Origin of the sequence: Pseudomonas sp. NBRC 111124, from assembly GCF_001320245.1 — a bacterium.
Classification (GTDB): domain Bacteria; phylum Pseudomonadota; class Gammaproteobacteria; order Pseudomonadales; family Pseudomonadaceae; genus Aquipseudomonas.
In genome coordinates this window covers 98,140-119,212 of sequence record NZ_BCBA01000053.1, presented here as the reverse complement: position 1 = coordinate 119,212, position 21,073 = coordinate 98,140, and the positions used below count along the sequence as shown (strand labels likewise).

Annotated in this window: 20 protein-coding genes; 11 read left to right on the top strand and 9 right to left on the bottom strand. The window is 58.4% G+C overall.

Going from position 1 to position 21,073, the window contains the following annotated elements; genetic code table 11:
* The first annotated feature begins 9 nt into the window (after positions 1-9).
* Positions 10-240: a hypothetical protein gene (locus APH28_RS20530; protein WP_060512357.1), complete on the top strand. Its 231-nt coding sequence runs from the start codon at positions 10-12 to the stop codon at positions 238-240.
* A gap of 111 nt (positions 241-351) precedes the next feature.
* On the opposite strand, the gene APH28_RS20525 is transcribed toward APH28_RS20530, so the two are convergent.
* The 3 genes from APH28_RS20525 to APH28_RS20515 are packed head-to-tail and all read right to left on the bottom strand — an operon-like array spanning position 352 to position 5,131.
* A complete protein-coding gene (locus tag APH28_RS20525; protein ID WP_060512356.1) occupies positions 352-1,365 on the bottom strand; it encodes a cytochrome d ubiquinol oxidase subunit II in 1,014 nt (337 codons plus the stop codon).
* 9 nt (positions 1,366-1,374) lie between these two features.
* A complete protein-coding gene (locus tag APH28_RS20520; RefSeq protein WP_060512355.1) occupies positions 1,375-2,751 on the bottom strand; it encodes a cytochrome ubiquinol oxidase subunit I in 1,377 nt (458 codons plus the stop codon).
* 25 nt (positions 2,752-2,776) lie between these two features.
* On the bottom strand, positions 2,777-5,131 hold the full coding sequence (locus tag APH28_RS20515) for an FdhF/YdeP family oxidoreductase (protein WP_060512354.1): 2,355 nt from the start codon (positions 5,129-5,131) through the stop codon (positions 2,777-2,779).
* A gap of 222 nt (positions 5,132-5,353) precedes the next feature.
* Here APH28_RS20515 and APH28_RS20510 point away from each other — a divergent pair, with 222 nt between their 5' ends.
* Positions 5,354-6,493 (top strand): glutathione-independent formaldehyde dehydrogenase, encoded by a 1,140-nt coding sequence (locus APH28_RS20510; RefSeq protein ID WP_060512353.1) that lies wholly within the window; start codon positions 5,354-5,356, stop codon positions 6,491-6,493.
* A gap of 56 nt (positions 6,494-6,549) precedes the next feature.
* Here the strand turns inward: APH28_RS20510 and APH28_RS20505 are convergent, their stop codons facing one another.
* Positions 6,550-8,367, bottom strand: coding sequence for a glycoside hydrolase family 15 protein (locus tag APH28_RS20505; protein WP_060512352.1), 1,818 nt, complete (start codon positions 8,365-8,367; stop codon positions 6,550-6,552).
* Positions 8,368-8,650: 283 nt separating this feature from the next.
* Here APH28_RS20505 and APH28_RS28890 point away from each other — a divergent pair, with 283 nt between their 5' ends.
* Positions 8,651-8,791, top strand: a complete 141-nt coding sequence (locus APH28_RS28890) for a hypothetical protein (protein WP_177334283.1) — start codon at positions 8,651-8,653, stop codon at positions 8,789-8,791.
* 136 nt (positions 8,792-8,927) lie between these two features.
* Here the strand turns inward: APH28_RS28890 and APH28_RS20500 are convergent, their stop codons facing one another.
* Positions 8,928-9,431 (bottom strand): CinA family protein, encoded by a 504-nt coding sequence (locus APH28_RS20500; RefSeq protein ID WP_060512351.1) that lies wholly within the window; start codon positions 9,429-9,431, stop codon positions 8,928-8,930.
* Between the two features lie 222 nt (positions 9,432-9,653).
* Here APH28_RS20500 and APH28_RS28885 point away from each other — a divergent pair, with 222 nt between their 5' ends.
* Entirely contained in the window at positions 9,654-9,815 is a 162-nt protein-coding gene (locus tag APH28_RS28885) for a hypothetical protein (RefSeq protein WP_177334282.1), read from the top strand.
* 57 nt (positions 9,816-9,872) lie between these two features.
* Here the strand turns inward: APH28_RS28885 and APH28_RS20495 are convergent, their stop codons facing one another.
* Entirely contained in the window at positions 9,873-10,730 is an 858-nt protein-coding gene (locus tag APH28_RS20495) for an SDR family oxidoreductase (RefSeq protein WP_060512350.1), read from the bottom strand.
* A 194-nt stretch (positions 10,731-10,924) separates the two neighbouring features.
* Between APH28_RS20495 and APH28_RS20490 the strand changes: the two genes are divergently transcribed.
* Positions 10,925-11,449 carry a hypothetical protein gene (locus APH28_RS20490; RefSeq protein ID WP_060512349.1) on the top strand — a complete coding sequence of 175 codons (525 nt, stop codon included), beginning with the start codon at positions 10,925-10,927 and terminating at the stop codon, positions 11,447-11,449.
* Positions 11,450-11,509: 60 nt separating this feature from the next.
* On the opposite strand, the gene APH28_RS20485 is transcribed toward APH28_RS20490, so the two are convergent.
* The gene (locus tag APH28_RS20485) at positions 11,510-12,049 is read right to left on the bottom strand and encodes a type 1 glutamine amidotransferase domain-containing protein (protein WP_060512348.1); all 540 of its coding nucleotides are present in this window, start codon (positions 12,047-12,049) and stop codon (positions 11,510-11,512) included.
* 219 nt (positions 12,050-12,268) lie between these two features.
* On the opposite strand from APH28_RS20485, the gene APH28_RS20480 reads away from it, so the two are divergent.
* Genes APH28_RS20480 through APH28_RS20475 form a run of 3 tightly spaced genes read left to right on the top strand, consistent with a single transcriptional unit; the run spans position 12,269 to position 12,999 of the window.
* Positions 12,269-12,562, top strand: coding sequence for a DUF6555 family protein (locus APH28_RS20480; RefSeq protein ID WP_060512417.1), 294 nt, complete (start codon positions 12,269-12,271; stop codon positions 12,560-12,562).
* A gap of 37 nt (positions 12,563-12,599) precedes the next feature.
* A complete protein-coding gene (locus APH28_RS28880; RefSeq protein ID WP_177334281.1) occupies positions 12,600-12,758 on the top strand; it encodes a hypothetical protein in 159 nt (52 codons plus the stop codon).
* Between the two features lie 16 nt (positions 12,759-12,774).
* Positions 12,775-12,999 (top strand): DUF2188 domain-containing protein, encoded by a 225-nt coding sequence (locus APH28_RS20475; RefSeq protein WP_060512347.1) that lies wholly within the window; start codon positions 12,775-12,777, stop codon positions 12,997-12,999.
* 75 nt (positions 13,000-13,074) lie between these two features.
* Here APH28_RS20475 and APH28_RS20470 read toward each other — a convergent pair whose 3' ends face one another.
* Positions 13,075-13,482, bottom strand: a complete 408-nt coding sequence (locus APH28_RS20470; RefSeq protein ID WP_060512346.1) for a low affinity iron permease family protein — start codon at positions 13,480-13,482, stop codon at positions 13,075-13,077.
* A 166-nt stretch (positions 13,483-13,648) separates the two neighbouring features.
* Between APH28_RS20470 and APH28_RS20465 the strand changes: the two genes are divergently transcribed.
* A complete protein-coding gene (locus APH28_RS20465) occupies positions 13,649-14,992 on the top strand; it encodes a sodium:proton antiporter (protein WP_060512345.1) in 1,344 nt (447 codons plus the stop codon).
* Between the two features lie 100 nt (positions 14,993-15,092).
* Here the strand turns inward: APH28_RS20465 and APH28_RS20460 are convergent, their stop codons facing one another.
* Positions 15,093-15,302, bottom strand: a complete 210-nt coding sequence (locus APH28_RS20460; RefSeq protein ID WP_060512344.1) for a general stress protein — start codon at positions 15,300-15,302, stop codon at positions 15,093-15,095.
* A 304-nt stretch (positions 15,303-15,606) separates the two neighbouring features.
* Between APH28_RS20460 and APH28_RS20455 the strand changes: the two genes are divergently transcribed.
* Together APH28_RS20455 and APH28_RS20450 are read left to right on the top strand one after the other, a co-directional pair.
* Positions 15,607-16,683 carry a peptidase M42 gene (locus tag APH28_RS20455; protein WP_060512343.1) on the top strand — a complete coding sequence of 359 codons (1,077 nt, stop codon included), beginning with the start codon at positions 15,607-15,609 and terminating at the stop codon, positions 16,681-16,683.
* Between the two features lie 234 nt (positions 16,684-16,917).
* Positions 16,918-21,060 (top strand): CheR family methyltransferase, encoded by a 4,143-nt coding sequence (locus tag APH28_RS20450; protein WP_060512342.1) that lies wholly within the window; start codon positions 16,918-16,920, stop codon positions 21,058-21,060.
* Positions 21,061-21,073: the final 13 nt, after the last annotated feature.

Here is a 21,073-nt window from a genome sequence, read left to right as displayed (position 1 = left end):
GAGGCGTCAATGAGCACGTTGCGCAAAAAGGCCGCGCCACATCAGCTGATCGGCGTTGAGTACCTGATGGGCCAAGCGTTGGCCGAATTCGAAGCGGAATCACGCTTGGCCTGCCGGGCGCTACGGGTACGAATGGCGGTCATGACATTCGGAGTCGGCTCGCTTCTACCCAATGACCTTCCTGCCGAAGGGCCGTATGAAGAGCAACCTGAAACCTTTCTGAGTCACACCTTGCACTGACTATTACCGTTAGGAGATTACCAACATCTGCACTTGGTTGAGTAATGAAGGTGCGGGCCTGGCGCAGGATGCACCGGGCCCGTTCTTTTACCTGCCACATGCATACTCGGTTTATTCTGACGAGCGAGCCTTTGGCGGATGAATTTTCCCGCTAAAAATTCGAAAGCCGTAGGTGTTGTAGAAGAAGGTCACTGGCATCAGCAGGGCAAAACCCGCCAGCATGAACGTTTGGCTTGTCCGGCTTGATGCGGCGGCGAAGAGCGTGAGGCTGGGTGGCACGATCAAGGGGAAAATCGTAATGACCATCAGTGTGAATGCCAGGACAAACAGGGTCAGCGCACAGAGTAGGGGCATTACATCGTAGCGACTGCGAAAGCTCGCCCAGAAACCGATAAAAGCAATGAGCGCAATTCCGCCAGCTGAACCCATAACGACAGGGTTGGAAAGTCGCTGCGCATAGGCTGGCGACAAGCCGAATGTCCAGAAGAGCAGAATGATCACCAGCACGAAGGTGGCCACACACAGCACGTGCGCTTGCCTGCGTGATGATTGCTGTAAGTCGGATTCGCTTCGCCAATACAGCCAACAAGCCCCTAGCCATGCATAGCCCACCACCAGCACGGCAGCGCAGTACAGCGGGAAAGGGCTGATCCATTCCCAGCCTGAACCGGTGAACTGCCCGTTCTGCTGAGCGATGCCCTGCACCAGTGTCCCCAACGCGGCGCCCTGGCACCCCCCGGCTAACAGTGACGCGCACATGTGCAAGGTGTCGATGCCTCGCTTGATGCTCATGCTTTGCGTGTAATCCCGAAATTCCAGTGCCATGGCGCGGATGATCAGCGCCAGGAACATCGCAATGAAAGGCAGGTATAACGCCGGCAATAAAACCGCGTAGGCCAGCGGAAACAGCGCTAACAGCCCGCCGCCTCCCAGCACGAGCCAGGTTTCGTTGGCATCCCAGATTGGCAAAATGGACACGGCCATGGCGCGTCGTCGCCTGGCGCAGCGGGTGAACCCCAAGAGAATACCCACTCCCAGATCAGTGCCGTCGAGCAGGACATAGCTGAGCACCGAGAAGGCGAGAGCCGCAGCTGAAAGCAGAACGATCACGTCACCGTCGAGCATAAGTGCACCTCATGGCCTGCCGATTTCGTCCGCAAGGGTCGGCTGTGGTTGCTGCTCTCCTGCTTTGGCCGGATGGCGCAGAATGCGCAGCAATACCCACAATCCGATGCCGAACACCAGCAGATAAAAGATCAGAATCACCAGTGTTGAGCCGACGATCTGCTCGCTGGAAACTGGCGATGCACTGTCCGCCGTTCGCAGCAAGCCATAGACGGTAAAGGGCTGGCGGCCAACCTCGGTGACCACCCAACCACTGATCATGGCCATGAAACCGGCCGGCGCCATCAGCACGCAGCAACGGTGCAGCCAGTGGGCTGTGTACAAGCGGTGTCGATGACGCAGTACCAGGCTGGTGATGCCGAGCACTATCATCAGCAATCCCAGGCCCACCATCAGGCGGAAGGCCCAGAACACAATCGCGACAGGAGGAATATCCTCAGGCGAGAATTCCGTGAGCGGTCTGATCGTACTGCTCAGGTCATGGCGCAGATACAACGATGCAACGTGTGGAATAGCCAATTCGAAATGATTGCGCCGCTCGGCTGTATCGGGCAATGCAAACACACGCAGGGGTTCACCTGTGCCGGGTGACGGGCGCACCCAGGCGCCCTCCATCGCCGCCACTTTCTGGGGCTGGAACCTCAGTGTGTTCTCGCCGTGTAGATCACCCACGACAAGTTGGGCGGGTGCGAGTACCGCAAGGGTCCACATGGCCATGGAGAACTGGACTCTGGCATGGCGGTTAGAGGGCTCGCGCAACAACTGCCATGCACTTGCGCCAGCGATCACCACCGCGGTGGCCAGAAAGGTCGCCAGCATCATATGAGCGAAGCGATAGGGAAAAGAGGGGTTGAAGATAATCGCCCACCAATCCTGCGCGATAAACCGCCCATCTGCGCCAATGCCGAAACCGCTAGGCGTGTGCATCCAGGAGTTTGCCGACAGGATCCAGAATGCACTGATGATGGAGCCGACAGCCACCGCGCAGGTGGCGAAGAAATGCAGCTTTGGCCCGACTTTTTTCATGCCGAACAGCATGATCCCGAGGAAGCCTGCCTCCAGGAAAAAAGCCGCCATCACCTCGTAAAACATCAGTGGGCCAAGGATCTCTCCTGCCTGGCTGGAGAGCCGTGCCCAATTGAGGCCAAATTGATATTCGAGCATCAGGCCTGAAGCAGTACCGATGGCGACGTTGAGCGCGAAGATCTTCAGCCAATACTGGTAGATATCCAGATAGACCTGTTCCCGGCGCTTCAGCCACAGTACTTCCAGTACCAGCAGAAAATTCGCCAGACCGATGCTGAACGCCGCCAGCACGATATGAAAGCTGATGGTCACGGCGAATTGGGCCCGTGCCGCCATCAGCCCCCATTCAATACTGTCCATAGCGTTTCCTCTGCTCGATGCCCCTCTACACGACTTGATCTGATTCGGGCACGGCGTGCTCGAGATCGTCAGCGTCTGGCTGCGCTTGAAGCAGGATGATGGGCACCGATTTTGCGGCGGGCACCTTACTGCGCTTCGCGTAATGCCATAGGGGGATGAGCGAATTGGACTCAGGGTAGTAAGAGGCGGCACATCCCTCGGGAATGTCATACGCGATAATCTGAAAAGGGCCCGCTACGCGGCGCACGGCCGGTTCGATGGCCGTGCGCAAGTGAACCCAGTCGCCCGGCGCAAAGCCAAGACGCACAATATCGTTGCGATTGAGGAACACCACTTTGCGCGTGCCCTTTACGCCCCTGAAGCGATCATCGTAGCCGTACACCGTTGTGTTGAACTGGTCGTTGCTGCGCAGCGTCATCAGTTGCAGGACATTGCGGCCCGCTTCCCCGGTGAGCACATCATCATCTTCATCGAGCGTATCCGGGGTGATGAACTGTGCCTTACCTGATGGCGTAGTCCATTGACGATGCGCCGCCCCCAGCGGTCGATGAAACCCGCCGGGCTCCCACATGCGTGCTTCAAATTCATGAAAGATGTCTGGATAGACCTTGCTTATCGCCTCGCGAACCAGGGCGTAGTCGTGCTTCCAGTGCTGCCATGGAATGCCGACTGAGTCGCCAAGCGTCGCGTGGGCCAACGCTGCGATGATTGCCAACTCCGAGCGCAGGTGCTCACCTGCGGGTTCGGCGTTGCCGCGCCAGGCGTGTATGCAGCCGGTGCTGTCTTCAGTGGTGTACGTCTGTTCAACGCCAAGCTGCCGGTCGACTTCTATTCGACCCAGGCATGGCAGCAGCCACGTGTGTTCACCGGGTATCAGGTGCGTGCGGTTGAGCTTGGTGGCGATCTGTACACTCAGGCGAAGCCGCGCCCAAGCGGGCTCCATGCGGCTGGTATCAGGGACAGCGCGCAGAAAGTTACCGCCAAGCCCGATGAAGCCCTTCACACTGCCGCTGAGAACGCCCTCGCAGGTATCGACAGTCGTCAGGCCCTTGTGCTCAGGCACCTGGAAGCCGAACAGAGACTCGATTTTTTCTTTGGGAATCTTCGCAGGGTCTTCGGTGATCCCTACCGTGCGCTGGCCTTGAACGTTCGAGTGGCCTCTCACGGGACAGATACCGGCTCCCGGCTTACCGATATTTCCGCGCAACAGCAGCAAATTGACCATCATCTGCACGTTGCCGACGCCGTGCCGATGTTGGGTCATGCCCATGCCGTAGACGATCATCACCTTCTCGCTGCGCGCATAAACGGTGGCAGCGGCTTCCATCGCACTTCGGGTCAGGCCGGATCGATCCTCCAGCTGACCCCAGGCATACCCCCGCACCCGGTCCACGAAGCGTATGAGGCCGTCGGTATGTTGCGCGAGGAAGTCGTGATCCAGCACCGGCGGCTCGCCGTTGCTTTTCGCCCGATCTTCCATTTCCAGGAGCGCCTTGGCCACCCCCATGATGGCAGCGGTGTCGCCGCCGATGGCGACTTGATGATATTGAGTGCTGATGGCCGTGGAGTTCGGACCGAGCATTTCAGTAGGGGACTGGGGATTCACAAAGCGCTCCAATCCACGCTCCCGAATCGGATTGAAGGTGATGATCGGTACTTTGCGCTTGCGCGCCTCTTGCAACGGATGAAGCATACGCGGGCTGTTGCTGCCGACGTTCTGCCCAAAGAAAAAGATGCAGTCGGTGTGTTCGAAATCGGCGAGTGTGACCGTACCCACCGGTACTCCGATGCTTTCCTGCAGGCCTACCGAAGTACTCTCGTGGCACATGTTCGAGCTGTCGGGAAGATTGTTGGTGCCGTAGGCACGCGCGAACAGCTGGTAGAGGAACGACGTCTCGAGCGATGCGCGCCCTGACGCGTAGAAGACAACCTCGTCGGGGTGCAGCGCGCGTAACTGAGCGCTGATTGCCTCCGTTGCTTCTTCCCATGTCGTCGTCTGATATCGATCAGTCTGCTTGTCGTAGCGCATCGGGTGGGTAAGTCGGCCATGCTGCTCCAGGTCAAAATCGGTCCAACCTCGCAGCTCGGTCACCGAATGCGCTGCGAAGAAGTCGGGCGAGCTGCGCAAGGATGTCAACTCCCACGCCGTCGCCTTGGCACCGTTCTCGCAAAATTCCAGGGCGTGGGGGGCGCCAGGTTTGGCCCATGCGCAGCTGACGCAGGCGAAACCTTGGGGCTTGTTCTGTTTGGTCAAAGCGGCTGCGCTTTTGATCAAGGCTTGCTCACGCCAGAGAATGTTCAGTACGGAGTGGGCCGATCCCCAACCTCCTGAAGCGCTGGTGTACGGTCGATAATGTGAAGTGCCATGGATCATCCGCATACCGACCTCTTCTCGCCGTTATTATGTGTCTAAACGTTACGAGTGCATGGCATACCTTAAGTTCGAAGGTTCTGCCTGGCGGGTACTTCTTGATGCCCGTGGCAATGATGATTAGCGCCACCGATCCGCCTCATGACTCGGCGCATTGAACAGTCGATGCTCAGTAAACACCTCAATAGGGCAGGGCGCTCTTCTGTCGCCCATTGATACTGGGAGTTCAACATGAAAGCGATTGTGTATAACGGCCCCCGCGACGTCGCGGTCAAGGACGTACCGGACGCAAGAATCGAGAAACCCACCGATGTGCTGGTGCGCATCACCACGACCAACATCTGCGGCTCTGACCTGCACATGTATGAAGGCCGCACCTCTTTCGAAGCCGGGCGCGTCTTCGGGCACGAAAACCTGGGGGAGGTGATCGAGGTGGGCGCCGGGGTCGACCGGGTCAAGGTCGGCGACCGGGTCTGCCTGCCCTTCAATATCGGCTGCGGGTTCTGCGAGAACTGCGAAAAAGGGCTCACGGGTTTCTGCCTCACGGCCAACCCAGGCGCTGCCGGTGCCGCATACGGTTTTGCCGATATGGGGCCCTATCAAGGTGGCCAGGCGGAGCTGCTACGTGTTCCCTATGCCGATTTCAACTGCCTCGTACTGCCCGAGGATGCCCAGGAGCGTGAAGACGACTACGTCATGCTTTCGGATATTTTCCCCACCGGTTGGCACGCAACGGAGCTGGCGGGCCTGCAGCCAGGCGAGAGCATTGCCATCTATGGTGCTGGGCCCGTCGGGCTGATGGCGGCGCACTCGGCCATCATCAAAGGAGCGTCTCAGGTATTCGTCATCGACAATCAGCCGGATCGCCTGCAGCTGGCCGCGCAGCTTGGGGCAACGCCTATCAATGCTGTCGAGCAGAAGGCGGTGGAAGAAATCATGAACCTGACCCATGGCAAAGGCACCGACCGCGGATGCGAATGTGTCGGCTACCAGTGCTGCGACAAACATGGTCATGAGGCGAACTACCTGACGATGAACAACTTGGTCGCTTCGACCAAGGCGACCGGTGGCATAGGCGTGGTGGGCGTGTTCGTGCCTGAAGACCCGGGTGCGAAAAACGACTTGGCGAAAGAGGGCAAGATGGTCTTCGATTTCGGCGCATTCTGGTTCAAGGGCCAGCAGATCCGCACAGGCCAGGCGAACGTGAAGGCCTATAACCGCCGTCTTGCAGCGCTCATCCATCATGGGCGTGCCAAGCCTTCACAGATCATCTCTCATCGTTTGAAGCTGGCCGAAGGCCCGAATGCCTACAAGCACTTCGATGCGCGCGATGATGGCTGGACGAAGGTCGTACTCAAGCCAGCCGCCTGATTCGCTCGCCCATGCTTGCCGGCACGCAAGCATGGGCAACACCCACGTGGGTCGCATCATCGATCAGGGCGGCTGCCTCCGATGGCCAGCGCTGCCCGAAGAGCCGCCAAGTGGGTCAGGCCCTGCGGCAGGTTGCCAAGGTACTGTCCATTCTGGGGGTCAACCATCTCCGAGAAGATGCCTACGCCCTGCGACAGGGCTCCCAACGATTCGGCGTAGGCCGCTTCGGCTCGATCTTGCTGGCCGAGGATGGCCCATGCCTCGATCAGCCAGAACGTGCAGGCCAAAAAGCAACCCTCTTCATCCTGAGCACCGCTGTAGCGATAGTGGAAAGCGCCGGCCCCCAGCTCATTCTGCACAGCCTCGAGCGTGCTGCGTAACCGATCCACGCTGGGGTAACCGAATCGCACAGCCAGTGCCACCGAAGCATCCAGTCGGTCACTGCCTGGGTAGAACAGGTAGGCCTGGTGTTTCTCGCTCCAGCAGTGGGCTTCAATCCAGTTCTGAACGCGTTGCCGCTCGCGGTCCCAGCGTTCGCGGCATGTGGTGGGCAGGTGACCGCCATCGGCCAGTTCGATAGCCCGGCTCAAGGCTTGCCAGCAACTGATTTTGGACATCGTGTAGTGCCGCGTTTCCGGCAGTTCCCAGATGCCAGCGTCTTCCTGTCTCCAGCAGTCGGCGCATTGGTCGGCAAGGCCAGAGAGGATCATGGCGCTTGGCGAGTCGAGAATGTTGCCGCTGTCGATGAAGCAGCGGGCGGTTTCGAAAATGTCGCCGAACACGCCATGCTGCAACTGATCCCGGGCATCGTTGCCGACCACCGGAGGCGAGTGCTTGTAGCCAGGGAGATCAAGCGGGCGCACGCAATCACCCATGGCGCCGTCCAGGGTATAAAACACCCGCGGCCCGTGCTCATCCAACCGACGCAGCAACCAGGTGAAGGCGGCCTTGGCTTCTGGCTGCGCGCCGATGCTCAGAAACGCTTCGATGGTGTAGCCGGCATCACGAATCCAGGCGAATCGGTAGTCGTAGTTTTTGTTGCCACCGATTCGCTCAGGAAGCGATGAAGTTGCTGCCGCCATGATCGACCCACTGGGAGAGGACAGCAGCAGCTTCAGGGCCAACGCGTTCCGAACGACCTGGCTCTTGTAGGGCCCGTCGTATAGCAGCCCCTTGGACCATTGGCACCACTCCCGGTGTGAGCCATCGATACGTTCATCGATCAAGGCCAAGGGCGGCACCACCAGCGGTTCATCACGACCTGCGATGATCGCGACCACTGCGCGCTGCCCGGCGGCAACGCCAAGGGAGGCACGCACGCCCATGTCGTTCTTGCGCTCGATCTGTACTTGGTCGTCGTGCAGGAACATGCCGAGTATGCGGCCAGCATGAAAGACGCAGGCGTTGTCGTTCGGGGCTAAGTAGGGGCTGACGGTATCGGCCTGGGTGCCGAAATCGATGGCGATCTGAAAACCCACCTGCCCCTCGACACCTTCGATGCGCCTGGCCAGTTCGGCCCAAGGCAACCGGCCAGCGGGGCCGCTGTTCAGGGATTCTGTGAGCCGAGCGCGACCCTTGTCGGTGGTGAAGGTCGTTTCCAGCACATTGCTGTCAGGCAGGTAGCGGCGCTCGGCAACGAACGGCTCGCTGGGGGTGATGGAGAAGCAACCGCCCGTTTGCGGGGCCAGCAGTTTGTCGAATAGCGGTGGTGAGTCCATATGGGGGACGCACCACCAATCGATGGAGCCGTCCAGGCCGATGAGCGCAACGGAGCGTCCATCGCCCAGTGCACCGTATTGCTCCAGGGGTAGCCAGCCACCTTCATCGCGCTGAGGAACAGCGTACTGCGTCCCATCAACCGGTTCTCTTTCCATCGGCATGTCTCCAACATAGCGTGTTCTGTGTGGGACATACCCGTTGAGCGCCGGGTTCGACTGAAGTACGGCGCTGGGAAAATAGAAGGAATTTCGGCTTGGCATGGAAATCCCATGTATAGCGAGAGGCACAGGATCGTCCAGATCCCTTTACTCACCCTCAACTGAACAAGAACAAAAGGGGGCCTACATGAGTTGTTTAATCTGCGCCGGACAGGCTGAGTCCGTCGAATGCACCCGCGGTTGGGAAGAGCGGCGCTGCTCCCGGTGTGGTTGTTACCGGATGTCCCAATCGCTCATTCTGCTGATGATGGAAGAGGGTCAGATTTTTGATGCCGAGCGGATGCGCGAATGGCTGATGTCCCGCCGCGATGTAATCGCCGTTCCCAGCATTGACCATGGCCAGGCGATACTGCTGCTTTAATCGGCTGGAATGATCGAGATTTTGCCATTGCGCTCGACAATGGCGAATTTGTGATGCAGAAAGTGCCCGTTTTCAACGACCAAGGTAGCGTGCCCGATGAGGGACACCCGCTCGTCTTCCGGCATTTTGATTGCCCTCAGGCCCGCTCACCTCGCAGCCAGCGTTGGTGATAATGGGAAAGTCGGGTCAGCCCAAACAGCGCCCCTTGCCGCATGACCTCAGACCGGTCGCCGAAGAACCGATGGGTACAGGTGAAAACGGCCACTGGCTCGCCGGCAAATGCCCAGGCGAAACACAGGGTGCCCGGGGGAATGCCCGATTCGGGCGCAGGCCCAGCCACGCCTGTGGTAGCGATCACCACGTTGGCATCGCTGTCTCTCAATGCGCCCAAGGCCATTTCCCACGCTACTGCTTCGCTGGTCAGGCCATAGCGCTCGATGGTCTCGTCGCTGACACCTAGCAAGCGTTTCTTGGCGCTGGGGGAATACACCACATAGCCACTTTCCAGCACCTCTCCGGTACCGGGCACCGTGGCCAAGAGCGCTACCATGCTACCTGCCGTGCACGACTCCGCTGTTGACAGGATCAAGTGGTTGTCTTTCAGGTAGCCGAGCGCGGCCAGTAAGGGTTCGGTTGCCATTGAAGAATCGACTCGCTTGTTCTTGAGTGGTGGACGCAATCCAGCGGTGATTGGTTCAGTACATCTTTTTGCCCGCCCGTCCCAGGCAGGCTGGGCACGCGTGAACTTTGCCCGGGCCATGGCTTCCGTAATACAAGTAAGGCGGCAGTCGCCAGTCAACTGAATGACAAACGACGAAGCGGGCCGACTTCACATGAAAACAGCAACGGTCAGGAGGGCAGCATGAAAAACGATGGTCACCAGCACAAGCCAGGCTCACAAACGGAGTCAAACGGCGAACAGGAGCGGGATAACGATGCTCATCGTCCGGATGGTTCGTCCGGAACGCCTCATGATTCCACGGCGCAACAAACAGCGCGTGAACATGAGCCGCGAAAACGCTGAAACTGCGCCGAGCTCAGGCGTGAGGCTCGCTTTTTTAAGCGAGCCTCATTTTTTTTGTCAAAGAATCGGTTTACCGCCGGTCACCGCGTACCGTGACCCACTGATATAACTGGCTTCATCGGAGCCGAGCAGGACGTAGATGGGCGCAACCTCAACGGGCTGCCCAGGGCGTCCCATGGGGTAGCTGGAGCCAAAGTTTTTAACTGCCTCATCGGGCATGGTAGCGGGGATCAAGGGTGTCCAGATGGGGCCAGGCGCAACGCAATTGACGCGCACTCCCTTCTTCCCCAGCAGCTGAGCCAAACCCGCCGTGAAGTTGGCAATGGCGCCCTTGGTCGCGGCATAGGCCAGTAAGCTTGGCGAGGGATCGTCGGAATTGACGGAGCTCGTGTTGATGATCGAGCTGCCTTTGGGCATGGAAGGCAGCGCCGCCTTGCAGATGCGGAAGATGGCGGTGATGTTGGTATCGAAGGTTTTTACCCATTCATCATCGTCGATCTCTTCCAGGGTCTCATGGGCCATCTGGAAGGCTGCATTATTGACCAGGATATCGATGCGACCGAACTGTTCGACGGTCTTTTCGACGATGTCATGGCAGTGTTGTTTATGCGCCAGGTCGCCGGGCAACAGCAGGCACTGTCGACCTGCAGCCTCGACCCAGCGCGCGGTTTCCTGTGCATCCTCATGCTCATTGAGGTAGGCGATGGCGACGTCGGCACCCTCGCGGGCATAAGCGATGGCGACGGCTCGCCCGATGCCACTGTCAGCACCGGTGATCAGCGCAATCTTGCCTTCCAGTCGGTTATGGCCGGTATAAGACTGCTCCCCACAGTCTGGACGTGGCTCCATCTCGCGTTGCGATCCGGGGACGCTTTGCGGCTGAGACGGGAAGGGCGGAGTAGGGAAATCTCGCATGGTGGAAGCTCCTGCAGTTGAGAACGGACATACCCTTTCGAAACACTGGATTGCTGTACGTTGGGTTCAATCTGCAGGTGGTGCGACGAGCGGCGTGATATGAAAGCCAATTGAATTTCGGCTGGGATCGCTTGTTCTACCGCAGGGAGCTTCTTGCGCTTTTTTCGTCGGGAGCCGCATTGCAGGAGAAAAAAGTGCCTCGAATCATCACCCCCGCGACCCCCGAACATGTGATCAATGAACACAACGCCAGGATGTTCGGCTCCCCTAAGGAGCGTCTGGACTTTTACCGGCGTGAGATCCAGTACGAAACCAGCATCCTGGCCAATCGCACCGACGCCTACCTGGCAGCCCAGTCCTTTTTGGTCATCGCGTTTGTGTCCTCCATGGGCAACCTCAATGATGGATGGGGCGAAATGTTCACGCTGATCGTGCCAGCGTTCCTCGCCTTGCTAGGAGTGCTCAGCTCGCTCAATGCCTGGCCTGGGATTCGGGCGGCCTACAACATCATCGATCACTGGCAACTGAAGCAAAGTCACTTGCTGCAGAGCGAACCCATCATGGGGTTGGCCTACGATGAATCGCCGCTGTTCTGCGAGGCTGAAACCTCCCGCGCCGGCCATCGAAAGTCGTTGCTGTTTTCGCTACGCACACCGTGGATTTTCCTGGTGTTCTGGGTGCTGCTGGGTAGCTACTCGGTGTACATCCAGTTGGCGTGATAGCCGTGCAGGGGGCGAAAGTACGGCCCCCGGGAAGGGGGCCGAGCGATGCAGCACCTGTCAGCCAGCAAGCGCCCTGATCAACTGTTCATTGAAGGCAGGGATATCGTCCGGCTTGCGGCTGGTGATCAGGTTGCCATCCACCACGACCTCTTCATCAACCCAGTTACCACCAGCGTTGCGAATATCGTCCTGCAACGACTTGTAGCTGGTCATCCGCTTACCCTGGGTCAGGCCGGTCGATACCAGCAGCCAGGCGCCATGACAGATGACCGCCAATGGCTTGCTTGCTGAATGGTGGCTTTTCACCAGCTTCTGAGCGCCGGGTATCAACCGGATGGTGTCGGAATTCTGGACGCCGCCAGGTAGCACAAGGGCGTCGTAGAGATCCAGGTGGGCACTGTCGAAGGTGGCATCCACGGCGAATGCGTCGGCGGGCTTGTCATGGTTCCAGCCGCGCACGGTCCCTTCCTTGTCACTCAGGATATCGACCACAGCGCCGTTTTTTTCCAAGGCTTCACGCGGGCCGGTCAGCTCTATCTGTTCAAAACCGTCGGTGACCAGAAAGGCCACGCGCTTGCCGCTCAGTTGTGCGTTCATGTTGAATCTCCGTTTTCGAGGGACATGTAAGGGCAGGCCATTCATCCAGCGCGAAGTTCAAAGAGGATGCTCCGAATTGCAGAAGGCTGACCAATGGCCGGCCATTCAAACAGCCCCAGCTTGCAGTTTTCGCGTCGTATTTTGCCGTATGGCTTTTCAATTGAATTTTTCTTGTCCTTCTCCCCTCACAGACGCATGAGTAAAAAGGGAGAGGCTCACGTGGCTGGACAGCAACTTTACGTAATCGACTACACGCTCCATGGCGAGATCCGAACGTTCATCATCCGCCTGGAAAAAATGGACAATGCCCTGGCCTGGCATTGGGCGAGCTGCGACGCAGGGGTCGGGATCATTCCCAGATTTTGTCAGCAGAAAATCAAAATGGTCAGCCGCCCCATGGCCGAGCGCTACGGGATCGCGAACGTGAGGTGGCGGTTGGCAGGAAATGGCCCGGAGTTCATTGCGCAGCCTATCGCTGTCGAAAAATTCTCGGGGACGGGTGTGGGTGGTTAACGGCCTGCGACTCACCCCATTGCCTGGAGGCTTTGCCATGCAACCAAAAACCGAAGGTCTTGAAGAACACGGCCCCAGTGGTGTGCCTTTCATCAACGATCCGGAAAAACCTACCTCACCGCCACTCAATGACGCGGATGCCACCGATGCCGAAGAGGCTGAGGAAGACTTCGAAGACGATGGTCAATCGCTTTGAGTAAAAGGAGCACGTGATGGACAGTTATCACCTCAGCCCGACTTCTGATGGATGGGAATTGAAGAAAGCAGGCGCCGATCGCGCGTCCAGGCGCGCTGCAACCAAACAGGAACTGGTGAGCGCGTTGCGGGAATTCTTTGAGGGCAAAACCGCATCGGTAAAGATTCACAAGGCCGACGGGAGCATCGAAGAGGAGCGTACCTATCCACGTTCTGCCGACCCGCGTCGTACAAAGGGTTGAACGAGGTTAGTGCCCGTGATCTCGGCATCGATGTCGCGGGCACTAACGGCTTGGTGAGTATGCCCATCAATCGGTCTAGCGGTCTGGTGCTGGATCGTTTTCCGGTTGCTCGTCGGGCTTTTCGGGCTGCGCCTCGCACTGGCTACCCATGGCTCTGTATTGTTTGCGCAGCTTGTGAATCTGCTGATTGTCGAGATCTTCCAGATCCAGCACCGATTGGTGTGCTGATTGGGTAGCCCTGATGAGCTCGTCCAGCTTGACATGGATGATGTCGTTATCACGATTCTGGGTGTTCTGAATGAGGAAAACCATCAGGAACGTGATGATGGTTGTCGAGGTGTTGACGATCAGCTGCCACGTATCATTGAAGTGAAACCAAGGCCCTGATGCTGCCCACATGGCGATCAATACCACGGCGATCAGGAACGTACTTGGCTTGCCCGCGTGATTGGATAGCCATTGGCAAAACTGCGCGAATTTCATTTTTACATCTCCATTGCTGTCTACAAGTTCTGACTGCAGCGAAGCGTAGAAATCCTTTTTTACATTTCGTCAGCTCATCGCGCGGCTGGAACAAGCCCAGCGGAACGTCGTGAAGCGAGCAAACGTCGAACTTCAATCGCTATCCCATTATTCAGGCCCTGCACAAATGACCTTTATCGTCTGGTTCGCCATGCTGGGTGCAGTCCTGTTGCTGCTTGCACTCTCATCCTCCTATTTGCGCTGGATACCTGTGACGTCATCGGTGGTCTGCCTGGGCCTAGGCATTGCCCTGGGCTCGCCCGGGCTTGGCTTCCTGCAGCTGGATGTCGCTCAGTCGAGTGGCTGGATGGAGCACCTGACCGAGGTCGCCGTGTTGTTTTCGCTGTTCTTCAGCGGCCTGAAGTTGCGCCTGCCGTTGGGTAACCGCAGGTGGTGGAGCGCCTTCTGCCTGGCTGGGCCGGTCATGGTGATGTGCATCGCTGGCGTGGCAGTGGTGGCGCACTACGGCCTGAATCTGGGGTGGGGGGTATCAGTGATGATCGGCGCCATTCTCGCGCCTACCGACCCTGTCCTCGCGACCCTCGTTCAGGTCGTCGATGCACAGGACGATGATCCCGTGCGTTTCAGTTTGTCCGGCGAGGCTGGCCTGAATGACGGCGTGGCTTTCCCGTTCGTGATGCTTGGGTTGTTCCTGCAGCAGAACACAGGGCAGGCCTGGCTGAGCGATTGGCTACTCAAGGACATGTTGTGGGCAGTGGCTGCAGGCCTGCTTTGCGGCTACTGGATGGGGCGCGGCTTGGGTAAGCTCACGTTGTTTCTGCGCCTGCGCAATGACGACAGCACCGTGTCGCCCAACGACTACCTGGCGCTGGCACTGATTGCACTCGCCTACGTAATCGCCGAATCGATCCAGGCCTACGGGTTCCTGGCGGTGTTTGCCGCTGGGTTGGGCCTGCGCCAGGCCGAAGTGCAGACCTCTACCAGCCCGGATGACCCTGCTGCAGAGCATTTGGTACAGCCGGTGGTGGGGCATCAGCACCTGGCGCCCGAGCTGGCCGTGAAAGGGGATGTGGAAGGGCTGGAGGATTCCCAGGTGGCTGCAGGGATCATGCTGGGCGATATGCTCGCATTCGGCAGCTTGGTGGAGCGGGCGATGGAAGTTTTTCTGGTGACCTTGCTCGGCGTCGTGCTGATCGCCCATTGGGACTGGCGGGCTCTGGCCATTGCCGGAGCATTGTTCCTGGTGATTCGGCCGCTGAGCATCCTCCTGATGCCGCTCAAGGGAATGCTGGATGCAAGGCAGCGTGGATTGCTAGGGTGGTTCGGCATCCGCGGCATCGGTAGCTTCTACTACCTTTTCTATGCCCTTAATCACGGTCTGCTGCCAGGAGCAGCAGCGGAAACGACCAGCCTCGTGCTGTCGGTCGTGGCGCTGAGCATTTTGTTGCACGGCCTCAGCGTGCAACCCTTGCTTGCGCGTTACGAGGCGTGGAAGGGGCGTACTTCGTGACGCCGTGCTCCCCAACATATGGGGTCTTCTGAGAAACGTTCATTCAAAGAAATGCCGGGGCGACCCGTCGCCCCGGCACATTCAGCACAGGTCAACGACCTTAGCTGTTGCGACCGCCGCCGTGGCTGTTTTGCCCGCCTTTACGGCCCGCTTCGGATGCGCGTTCACGGTCATTGGCAAAGTTGCCACCCGAAGACTGGCCACCCTTGCGACCTGCTTCGGAGGCTTTCTCACGGTCGTTGGCAAAATTGCCTGGGTTGTTCTGCGCGGTACCGCCTTGATGCCCACGATTGCTTTGATTGTTAGCCATGATCTTTCACCTCATGTGTCACACAGGAAAGTCTGTGTTCAATTCCGACGCTTTGATGAGGGGCTAACGCTCCCGTTAATTCGTATTTGCCGGACGAAACGCATGAAAAATACAGGTGTGACACTAATTGTGCCCCATAGCCTTTGACCCAAGTATCTTCCGCCTGATGTCATCAGCGCCGCGGCTTTTGTAGGACTAACAATGCTCGCTCGAACCGGCCCTCAACGCTTCACGCGGCCATGCGACTGAACGTGTTGCGCCCAGCGTCGGTCCACCGCTGGTGATCGGGGAAGGAGGATGACGATTGGGTATTAATGCGTTGTTGACTGAGTTGTTGAACGCTCGTGGTCCAGGCGGCCAGGAAGATGAAGTTCGGGCCATCAGTCTGCGTGAGCTGAAAGACGTCTGCGATGACGCGTACATCGACAGAGCCGGGAATGTGATCGGCGTCGTTCGCGCGGACAACGGCAATGACGCTGATGCAGCCATACGGGTCATGGCGCACCTTGATGAGATCGCAATGATCGTCAAGAACGTTCGCGATAACGGGACTTTGGAGGTCTTGGCGCTGGGCGGGGCTCAGCCCATCAGTTTCGGTGTTTGTCCTGTCGATATCCTGGGAGACGAAAAGGTCCTGCCAGGGGTTCTGTCTTACGGCTCGATGCATAACAGCGGTGGGACCTCGAACGGGCGGGACGTGCTCGCCGGCAATGTTCAGTGGAAGGATGTCTACGTCGTTACGCGCAAATCCAAGCTGGAACTGGAGGCAGTAGGCGTGCGGCCCGGTACACGGGTGGTACTGAGCCAGCATTGGCGCAAACCCTTCTACGTTCAGGATTGTGTAGCCGCTCACTTTCTGGACGATCGGGCGCCGTTGAGTGCGGTAATATGCAGCGCACGGATGCTGCATGCGAAACGAAAAACGCTGCAGCAAGACGTGTGGTTTGTCCTGACCACGTTGGAGGAGGAGTCCAATGCCGGTGCCTTGTACGCCGCTTCCAGGCTGCCAGGCGAAACCACCATTGCGGTCGAGGTGGGGCCGGTGCTGGAAGAGTATGGTACGGAGCTGTCGGTCAATCCGATCATCAATACCGGCGACCAGAAGGGTTACTACAGCCGCACTGTCGTGCAGGCGTTGATCGCAGCGAGCCGGCGAGCAGGCTACGCCCCTCAGTCGGCACTGCTGGTAGATTTCGCCTCCGACGCCAGCGCGGTGTTGAGCACGGGTATTGATGCCCAGGCGGGATGTATTGCGATTCCTACAGAGAACACCCACGGTTTCGAAATGGTGCTTCTGGAGGGCATTTCGGCGTGCGCCGCGACGCTGGTCGAGTACCTGACAGCGCCGAGGTCTGGCACCCCGGACGGGAAAAAGGAATAGTCCCGTTCAACGCCATTCGCCACGTTGCAAGCTGTTGGCACTATACTTTGGGAACATGTCCTTTCAGATCAAGGTGATGGCGTTTAGCAATCGTCGCTGCGTGCCTCAACTCGCTCTCTGAAGTTCAACTTTCACCCTCAGCCAGTAGCGCTGGGCATCAGTAGAGCCACAGCAAATCTGGACATAAGAGTCGGAGCGCTAACGCTCAACTCATGAATTGACTCGGAATTCACGATGAAACCGACAACACCTCGTCCTTCCTCGCTGCCGGAGCGAGAAGGCATCTTGCCCAGTCACCTGCGGTTCCCGGTGGTCGGCATAGGTGCATCGGCGGGCGGCCTGGCTGCGCTGAAGACATTCTTCGAGGAAATGCCCGCTGACAGCGGAATGGCGTTTGTGATCATTCTTCATTTGTCGCCAGACCACGAAAGCGTGGCCGACAAGATTATCCAGGCGTGTACGTCGATGCCGGTGATGCAGGTCATCGACACCGCGCCCATAGAGCAGAACAGCGTTTATGTGATCTCACCCGCCAGTCAACTGGCCATGAACGATGGTTACTTGAGGGTGACGGCCGCCAATCGCCCGGCCGGTAGCCATGTGGCAATCGACCTGTTTTTCCGTGATCTGGCAGATGTGCACAAGGAATTTGCCTACTGCCTGGTACTGACCGGCACGGGCAGCGACGGTGCCGTTGGCCTGTCGCGTATCAAGGAGCAGGGTGGCATTACCATCGTGCAGAGCCCGGATGATGCTGAATTCGACGGGATGCCGCTGGCGGCAATCGCGACCGGGATGGTCGACGCTGTTCTGCCGTTGGCTGAGATACCGAACAAGCTGCTCGAGATCTGGCGCAATACCAAAACCATCAAGATCCCTGCACCGCACGACATGAAGGTTGCGTCTGCTTCTCCTGAACTTGAGCGTGAAGTCGCCGAGCGGGTTCTGCTGGATATCCTGTTGCTGCTCAGAACGCGCACCGGGCATGATTTCAAGCACTACAAGCGAGCGACGGTGCTCCGGCGTATCGAGCGGCGCCTTCAGGTAACGGCTCAGCCCGATCTGCCCTCGTACTACCAGTACCTGGAAAGCACGCCCGACGAAGCCAAGCAGTTGCTCGGGGACATGCTGATCGGCGTGACCAACTTCTTCCGTGACCGAGAGGCCTTCGAGGCACTTGAGCGTCACGTGCTGGGCCCTTTGATGTCCACAGGCGATGATAAAGCTCGCCCCGATGAAGTGCGCATCTGGTCTGCCGGATGTTCGACAGGGGAGGAGGCATACAGCCTGACCATCCTCTGCACCGAGCATCAGAAGCTTGAGGTCAACCCGGTCAAAGTCCAGGTGTTTGCCACGGATATCGACGAACGCGCCATCGCCGTTGGTCGCACTGGCGCGTACCCGGAAGCGATCATTACCGATGTGCCACCGACGCGTCTGCGGCAGTATTTCCTCAAAGAGGGTGAGCATTATCGCGTGCGCAAGGAAGTGCGCGAGAAGGTCTTGTTTGCCAAGCACAGCCTGCTGTCCGATCCGCCGTTTTCACAAATCGACCTCATCGTTTGCCGCAACCTGCTGATCTACCTGGATCGCGACATCCAGCGGGAAATGCTGCAGATGTTCCACTTTGCCCTCAAACCGGGCGGTTATTTGTTCATGGGCTCATCCGAGTCTGCCGATGCCTGCCCTGACCTGTTCACCCCGGTCGACAAGCGCAACCGGATTTTCCGTGCGCGAGCGGGCGCCAATATCAATCGCCGTGCGCCTTCGATGCCCCGTGGCGGCTTTGCGCTGTCCAGCCTTGCCGTGCCGCCACCCATGCTGCCGCCCACGCGCAAGTTTTCCTATGCCGATATCCATCAGCGGGCGATGGCCGAGCAGATGCCGCCGAGCATGATTGTCGACCCCAATGGCGACATCCTGCACATGAACGAGGGTGCCGGCAAATTCCTGCGTTACGTTACCGGGGAAGTTGGGCGAAACGTTCTGGTGCTGATCATGCCGCAGTTGCGCCTGGAGCTTCGCACCACGCTGTACCAAGCCCAGCAAAGCGGTAAAGCCACACTGTCCCGCAAGATCCGCGTGAGCGACCCTGACGGTGATTACCTGGTCGATATCACGGCGCGTCCTTTCAAAGACGAGGCCACCGATCAGGATGTGCGGACCATCGTGTTCAACATCACCTCCATTGAACCTGGCAGCGACCTGCTCGACCTGGATTTGCAAACCGAGAACAAGGTGCTGGCCAGCCTGGAGAACGAGCTGCAGCGAACCAAGACCCACCTGCAGGAAACGATCGAGCAATCGGAAGTCTCGAGCGAAGAGCTCAAGGCGTCCAACGAGGAAATGCAGGCCATCAACGAGGAGTTGCGCTCCGCGACGGAAGAGCTGGAAACCAGCAAGGAAGAACTTCAGTCGATCAACGAAGAGCTGCTTACCGTCAACTACGAGCTCAAGACCAAGGTCGAAGAAACCGACAAGATCAACGACTACCTGGCCAACCTCATTGCCTCTACGGATATCGCCACGGTATTCGTTGACCGCAACATGCATATCCGCTGGTTCACGCCCCGGTCTAAGGAAATTTTCAGCATGTTGCCGGTGGATACCGGGCGTTCGCTGCTGGATATCACCCATCGCCTCAATTATCCGGAATTAGCCGAAGACGCTTCGTCCGTTTACGAATCGCTGACCATGCTGGAGCGGGAAGTCAGCAGCGCCGATGGCCGCTGGTACATTGCCCGGCTCTTGCCGTACCGCTCAAGCGAAGACCATATCGATGGTACGGTGCTGACGTTCATCGACATCACCAAGCGTCGCGAAGCCGAGGAAGACCTGCGCCTGGGGCAGGAGCGCATGCGCCTGGTCGCCGAGAGTACCCACGACTTCGCCATCATCATCCTGGATGAACACGGTAAGATCACGGACTGGAACACCGGCGCTCAGCTGATCTTCGGTTACACCGCAGAAGAAGTCTTGGGCTCTTCCTACGAACTGATCTTTTCCGCCGAGGATCGCAGTGCGGGTGTCCCGCAGGCCGAGATGCGTAATGCACGCGAACATGGGCGTGGGGAGGATGAGCGCTGGCATGTGCGCAAGGACGGTAGCCGGTTCTTCTGCAGCGGCGAAATCACCTTGCTTCGTGCCGAGAGCGCTTTGGGTTACGTGAAGATCGCGCGTGACCTGACGGGCCATAAGCGGCTGCATGATGAGCAGAGTAAAAAACTTGCCGAGACCCAAAGCACCATCCTCATGAAGGATGAATTCTTCGCGGTCATGTCGCACGAGCTCAAGCACCCGCTCAACCTGATCCAGTTGAACGCAGAGATTCTTCGAAGGCTCCCCGCCGTTCGTAACACCGAGAATGCCAGCAAGGCGGTTAGCGCCATCGGCGAAGCGGTTACCAGCCAGGCGCGAATTATTGATGACCTGCTCGATGTGGCTCGCATTCGCACGGGCAAGCTCAAGCTCAAGACGCGGCTACTCGACCTCGGCGCCATGCTCACTGACATTCACTCAGTCATCATCGACGAATACCCCGACGCAGAGATTTCGCTAGAGAAGCCGAGCGCGGACGTGCCTGCGATGATCATTGAGGGCGACCCGACGCGCCTGGAACAGGTGATCTGGAACTTGCTGCAAAATGCACTGAAGTTCAGCGGTGAAGCGGCCAAGGTACGTATTGTGCTGAGCAAGGCGGACAAGCATGCCAACGTGGATATCATCGACAACGGTGTCGGCTTGCAGACTGCCGACCTTGAGAACGTGTTCGACCTGTTCAAGCAGGCCAAACCCAAACATCGCAGCCATCAGCGAGACGGTTTGGGTATTGGTCTCTCGTTGGTTCGCCAGTTGGTTCAAGCGCATGGCGGATCGGTGGTTGCCCGGTCAGCGGGTATTGGTCACGGCTGTACGTTCAGTGTCTCGCTGCCGCTTTCACAGGAGCTGATCCAGGCGCCTGAGGAGGGGGATGCAACCTCCGAGCCCCTAGGACGGCTCAAGAGCCTTAAAGTATTGCTGGTGGATGACTCGCCGGAAGTCCTGGAAGTCATGCGCATGCTGCTTGAAATGGAGAGTGCGCAGGTCAAGAGCTACAGCGATCCTGCCCTGGCGCTCGAACATTCACTGCAGGAGCGGTTCGATGTCATTCTGATTGATATCGGGATGCCAGAGATGAATGGCCACGAGCTGATCAGTGCCTTGCGCGCGGGCAAAGTTCATCAATTTACGCCTGCCATTGCGTTAAGTGGGTATGGGGTGGCCACTGATCCCCATAAGGGCAAAGACATGCAGTTTGATCGACATCTGACCAAGCCCGTTCAGTACGATGACCTCGTGGGCGCTATCGAATCGATATGTAACACTGGTGCTTCCTGACACGGTTAAGCCA

What these genes read in the sequence shown, in the direction of transcription:
- APH28_RS20530 (WP_060512357.1), top strand. Translation starts at nt 10, where the DNA reads ATGAGCACGTTGCGCAAAAAGGCCGCGCCACATCAGCTGATCGGCGTT.
- APH28_RS20525 (WP_060512356.1), bottom strand. Translation starts at nt 1,365, where the DNA reads ATGCTCGACGGTGACGTGATCGTTCTGCTTTCAGCTGCGGCTCTCGCC.
- APH28_RS20520 (WP_060512355.1), bottom strand. Translation starts at nt 2,751, where the DNA reads ATGGACAGTATTGAATGGGGGCTGATGGCGGCACGGGCCCAATTCGCC.
- APH28_RS20515 (WP_060512354.1), bottom strand. Translation starts at nt 5,131, where the DNA reads ATGCGGATGATCCATGGCACTTCACATTATCGACCGTACACCAGCGCT.
- APH28_RS20510 (WP_060512353.1), top strand. Translation starts at nt 5,354, where the DNA reads ATGAAAGCGATTGTGTATAACGGCCCCCGCGACGTCGCGGTCAAGGAC.
- APH28_RS20505 (WP_060512352.1), bottom strand. Translation starts at nt 8,367, where the DNA reads ATGGAAAGAGAACCGGTTGATGGGACGCAGTACGCTGTTCCTCAGCGC.
- APH28_RS28890 (WP_177334283.1), top strand. Translation starts at nt 8,651, where the DNA reads ATGTCCCAATCGCTCATTCTGCTGATGATGGAAGAGGGTCAGATTTTT.
- APH28_RS20500 (WP_060512351.1), bottom strand. Translation starts at nt 9,431, where the DNA reads ATGGCAACCGAACCCTTACTGGCCGCGCTCGGCTACCTGAAAGACAAC.
- APH28_RS28885 (WP_177334282.1), top strand. Translation starts at nt 9,654, where the DNA reads ATGAAAAACGATGGTCACCAGCACAAGCCAGGCTCACAAACGGAGTCA.
- APH28_RS20495 (WP_060512350.1), bottom strand. Translation starts at nt 10,730, where the DNA reads ATGCGAGATTTCCCTACTCCGCCCTTCCCGTCTCAGCCGCAAAGCGTC.
- APH28_RS20485 (WP_060512348.1), bottom strand. Translation starts at nt 12,049, where the DNA reads ATGAACGCACAACTGAGCGGCAAGCGCGTGGCCTTTCTGGTCACCGAC.
- APH28_RS28880 (WP_177334281.1), top strand. Translation starts at nt 12,600, where the DNA reads ATGCAACCAAAAACCGAAGGTCTTGAAGAACACGGCCCCAGTGGTGTG.
- APH28_RS20475 (WP_060512347.1), top strand. Translation starts at nt 12,775, where the DNA reads ATGGACAGTTATCACCTCAGCCCGACTTCTGATGGATGGGAATTGAAG.
- APH28_RS20470 (WP_060512346.1), bottom strand. Translation starts at nt 13,482, where the DNA reads ATGAAATTCGCGCAGTTTTGCCAATGGCTATCCAATCACGCGGGCAAG.
- APH28_RS20465 (WP_060512345.1), top strand. Translation starts at nt 13,649, where the DNA reads ATGACCTTTATCGTCTGGTTCGCCATGCTGGGTGCAGTCCTGTTGCTG.
- APH28_RS20460 (WP_060512344.1), bottom strand. Translation starts at nt 15,302, where the DNA reads ATGGCTAACAATCAAAGCAATCGTGGGCATCAAGGCGGTACCGCGCAG.
- APH28_RS20450 (WP_060512342.1), top strand. Translation starts at nt 16,918, where the DNA reads ATGAAACCGACAACACCTCGTCCTTCCTCGCTGCCGGAGCGAGAAGGC.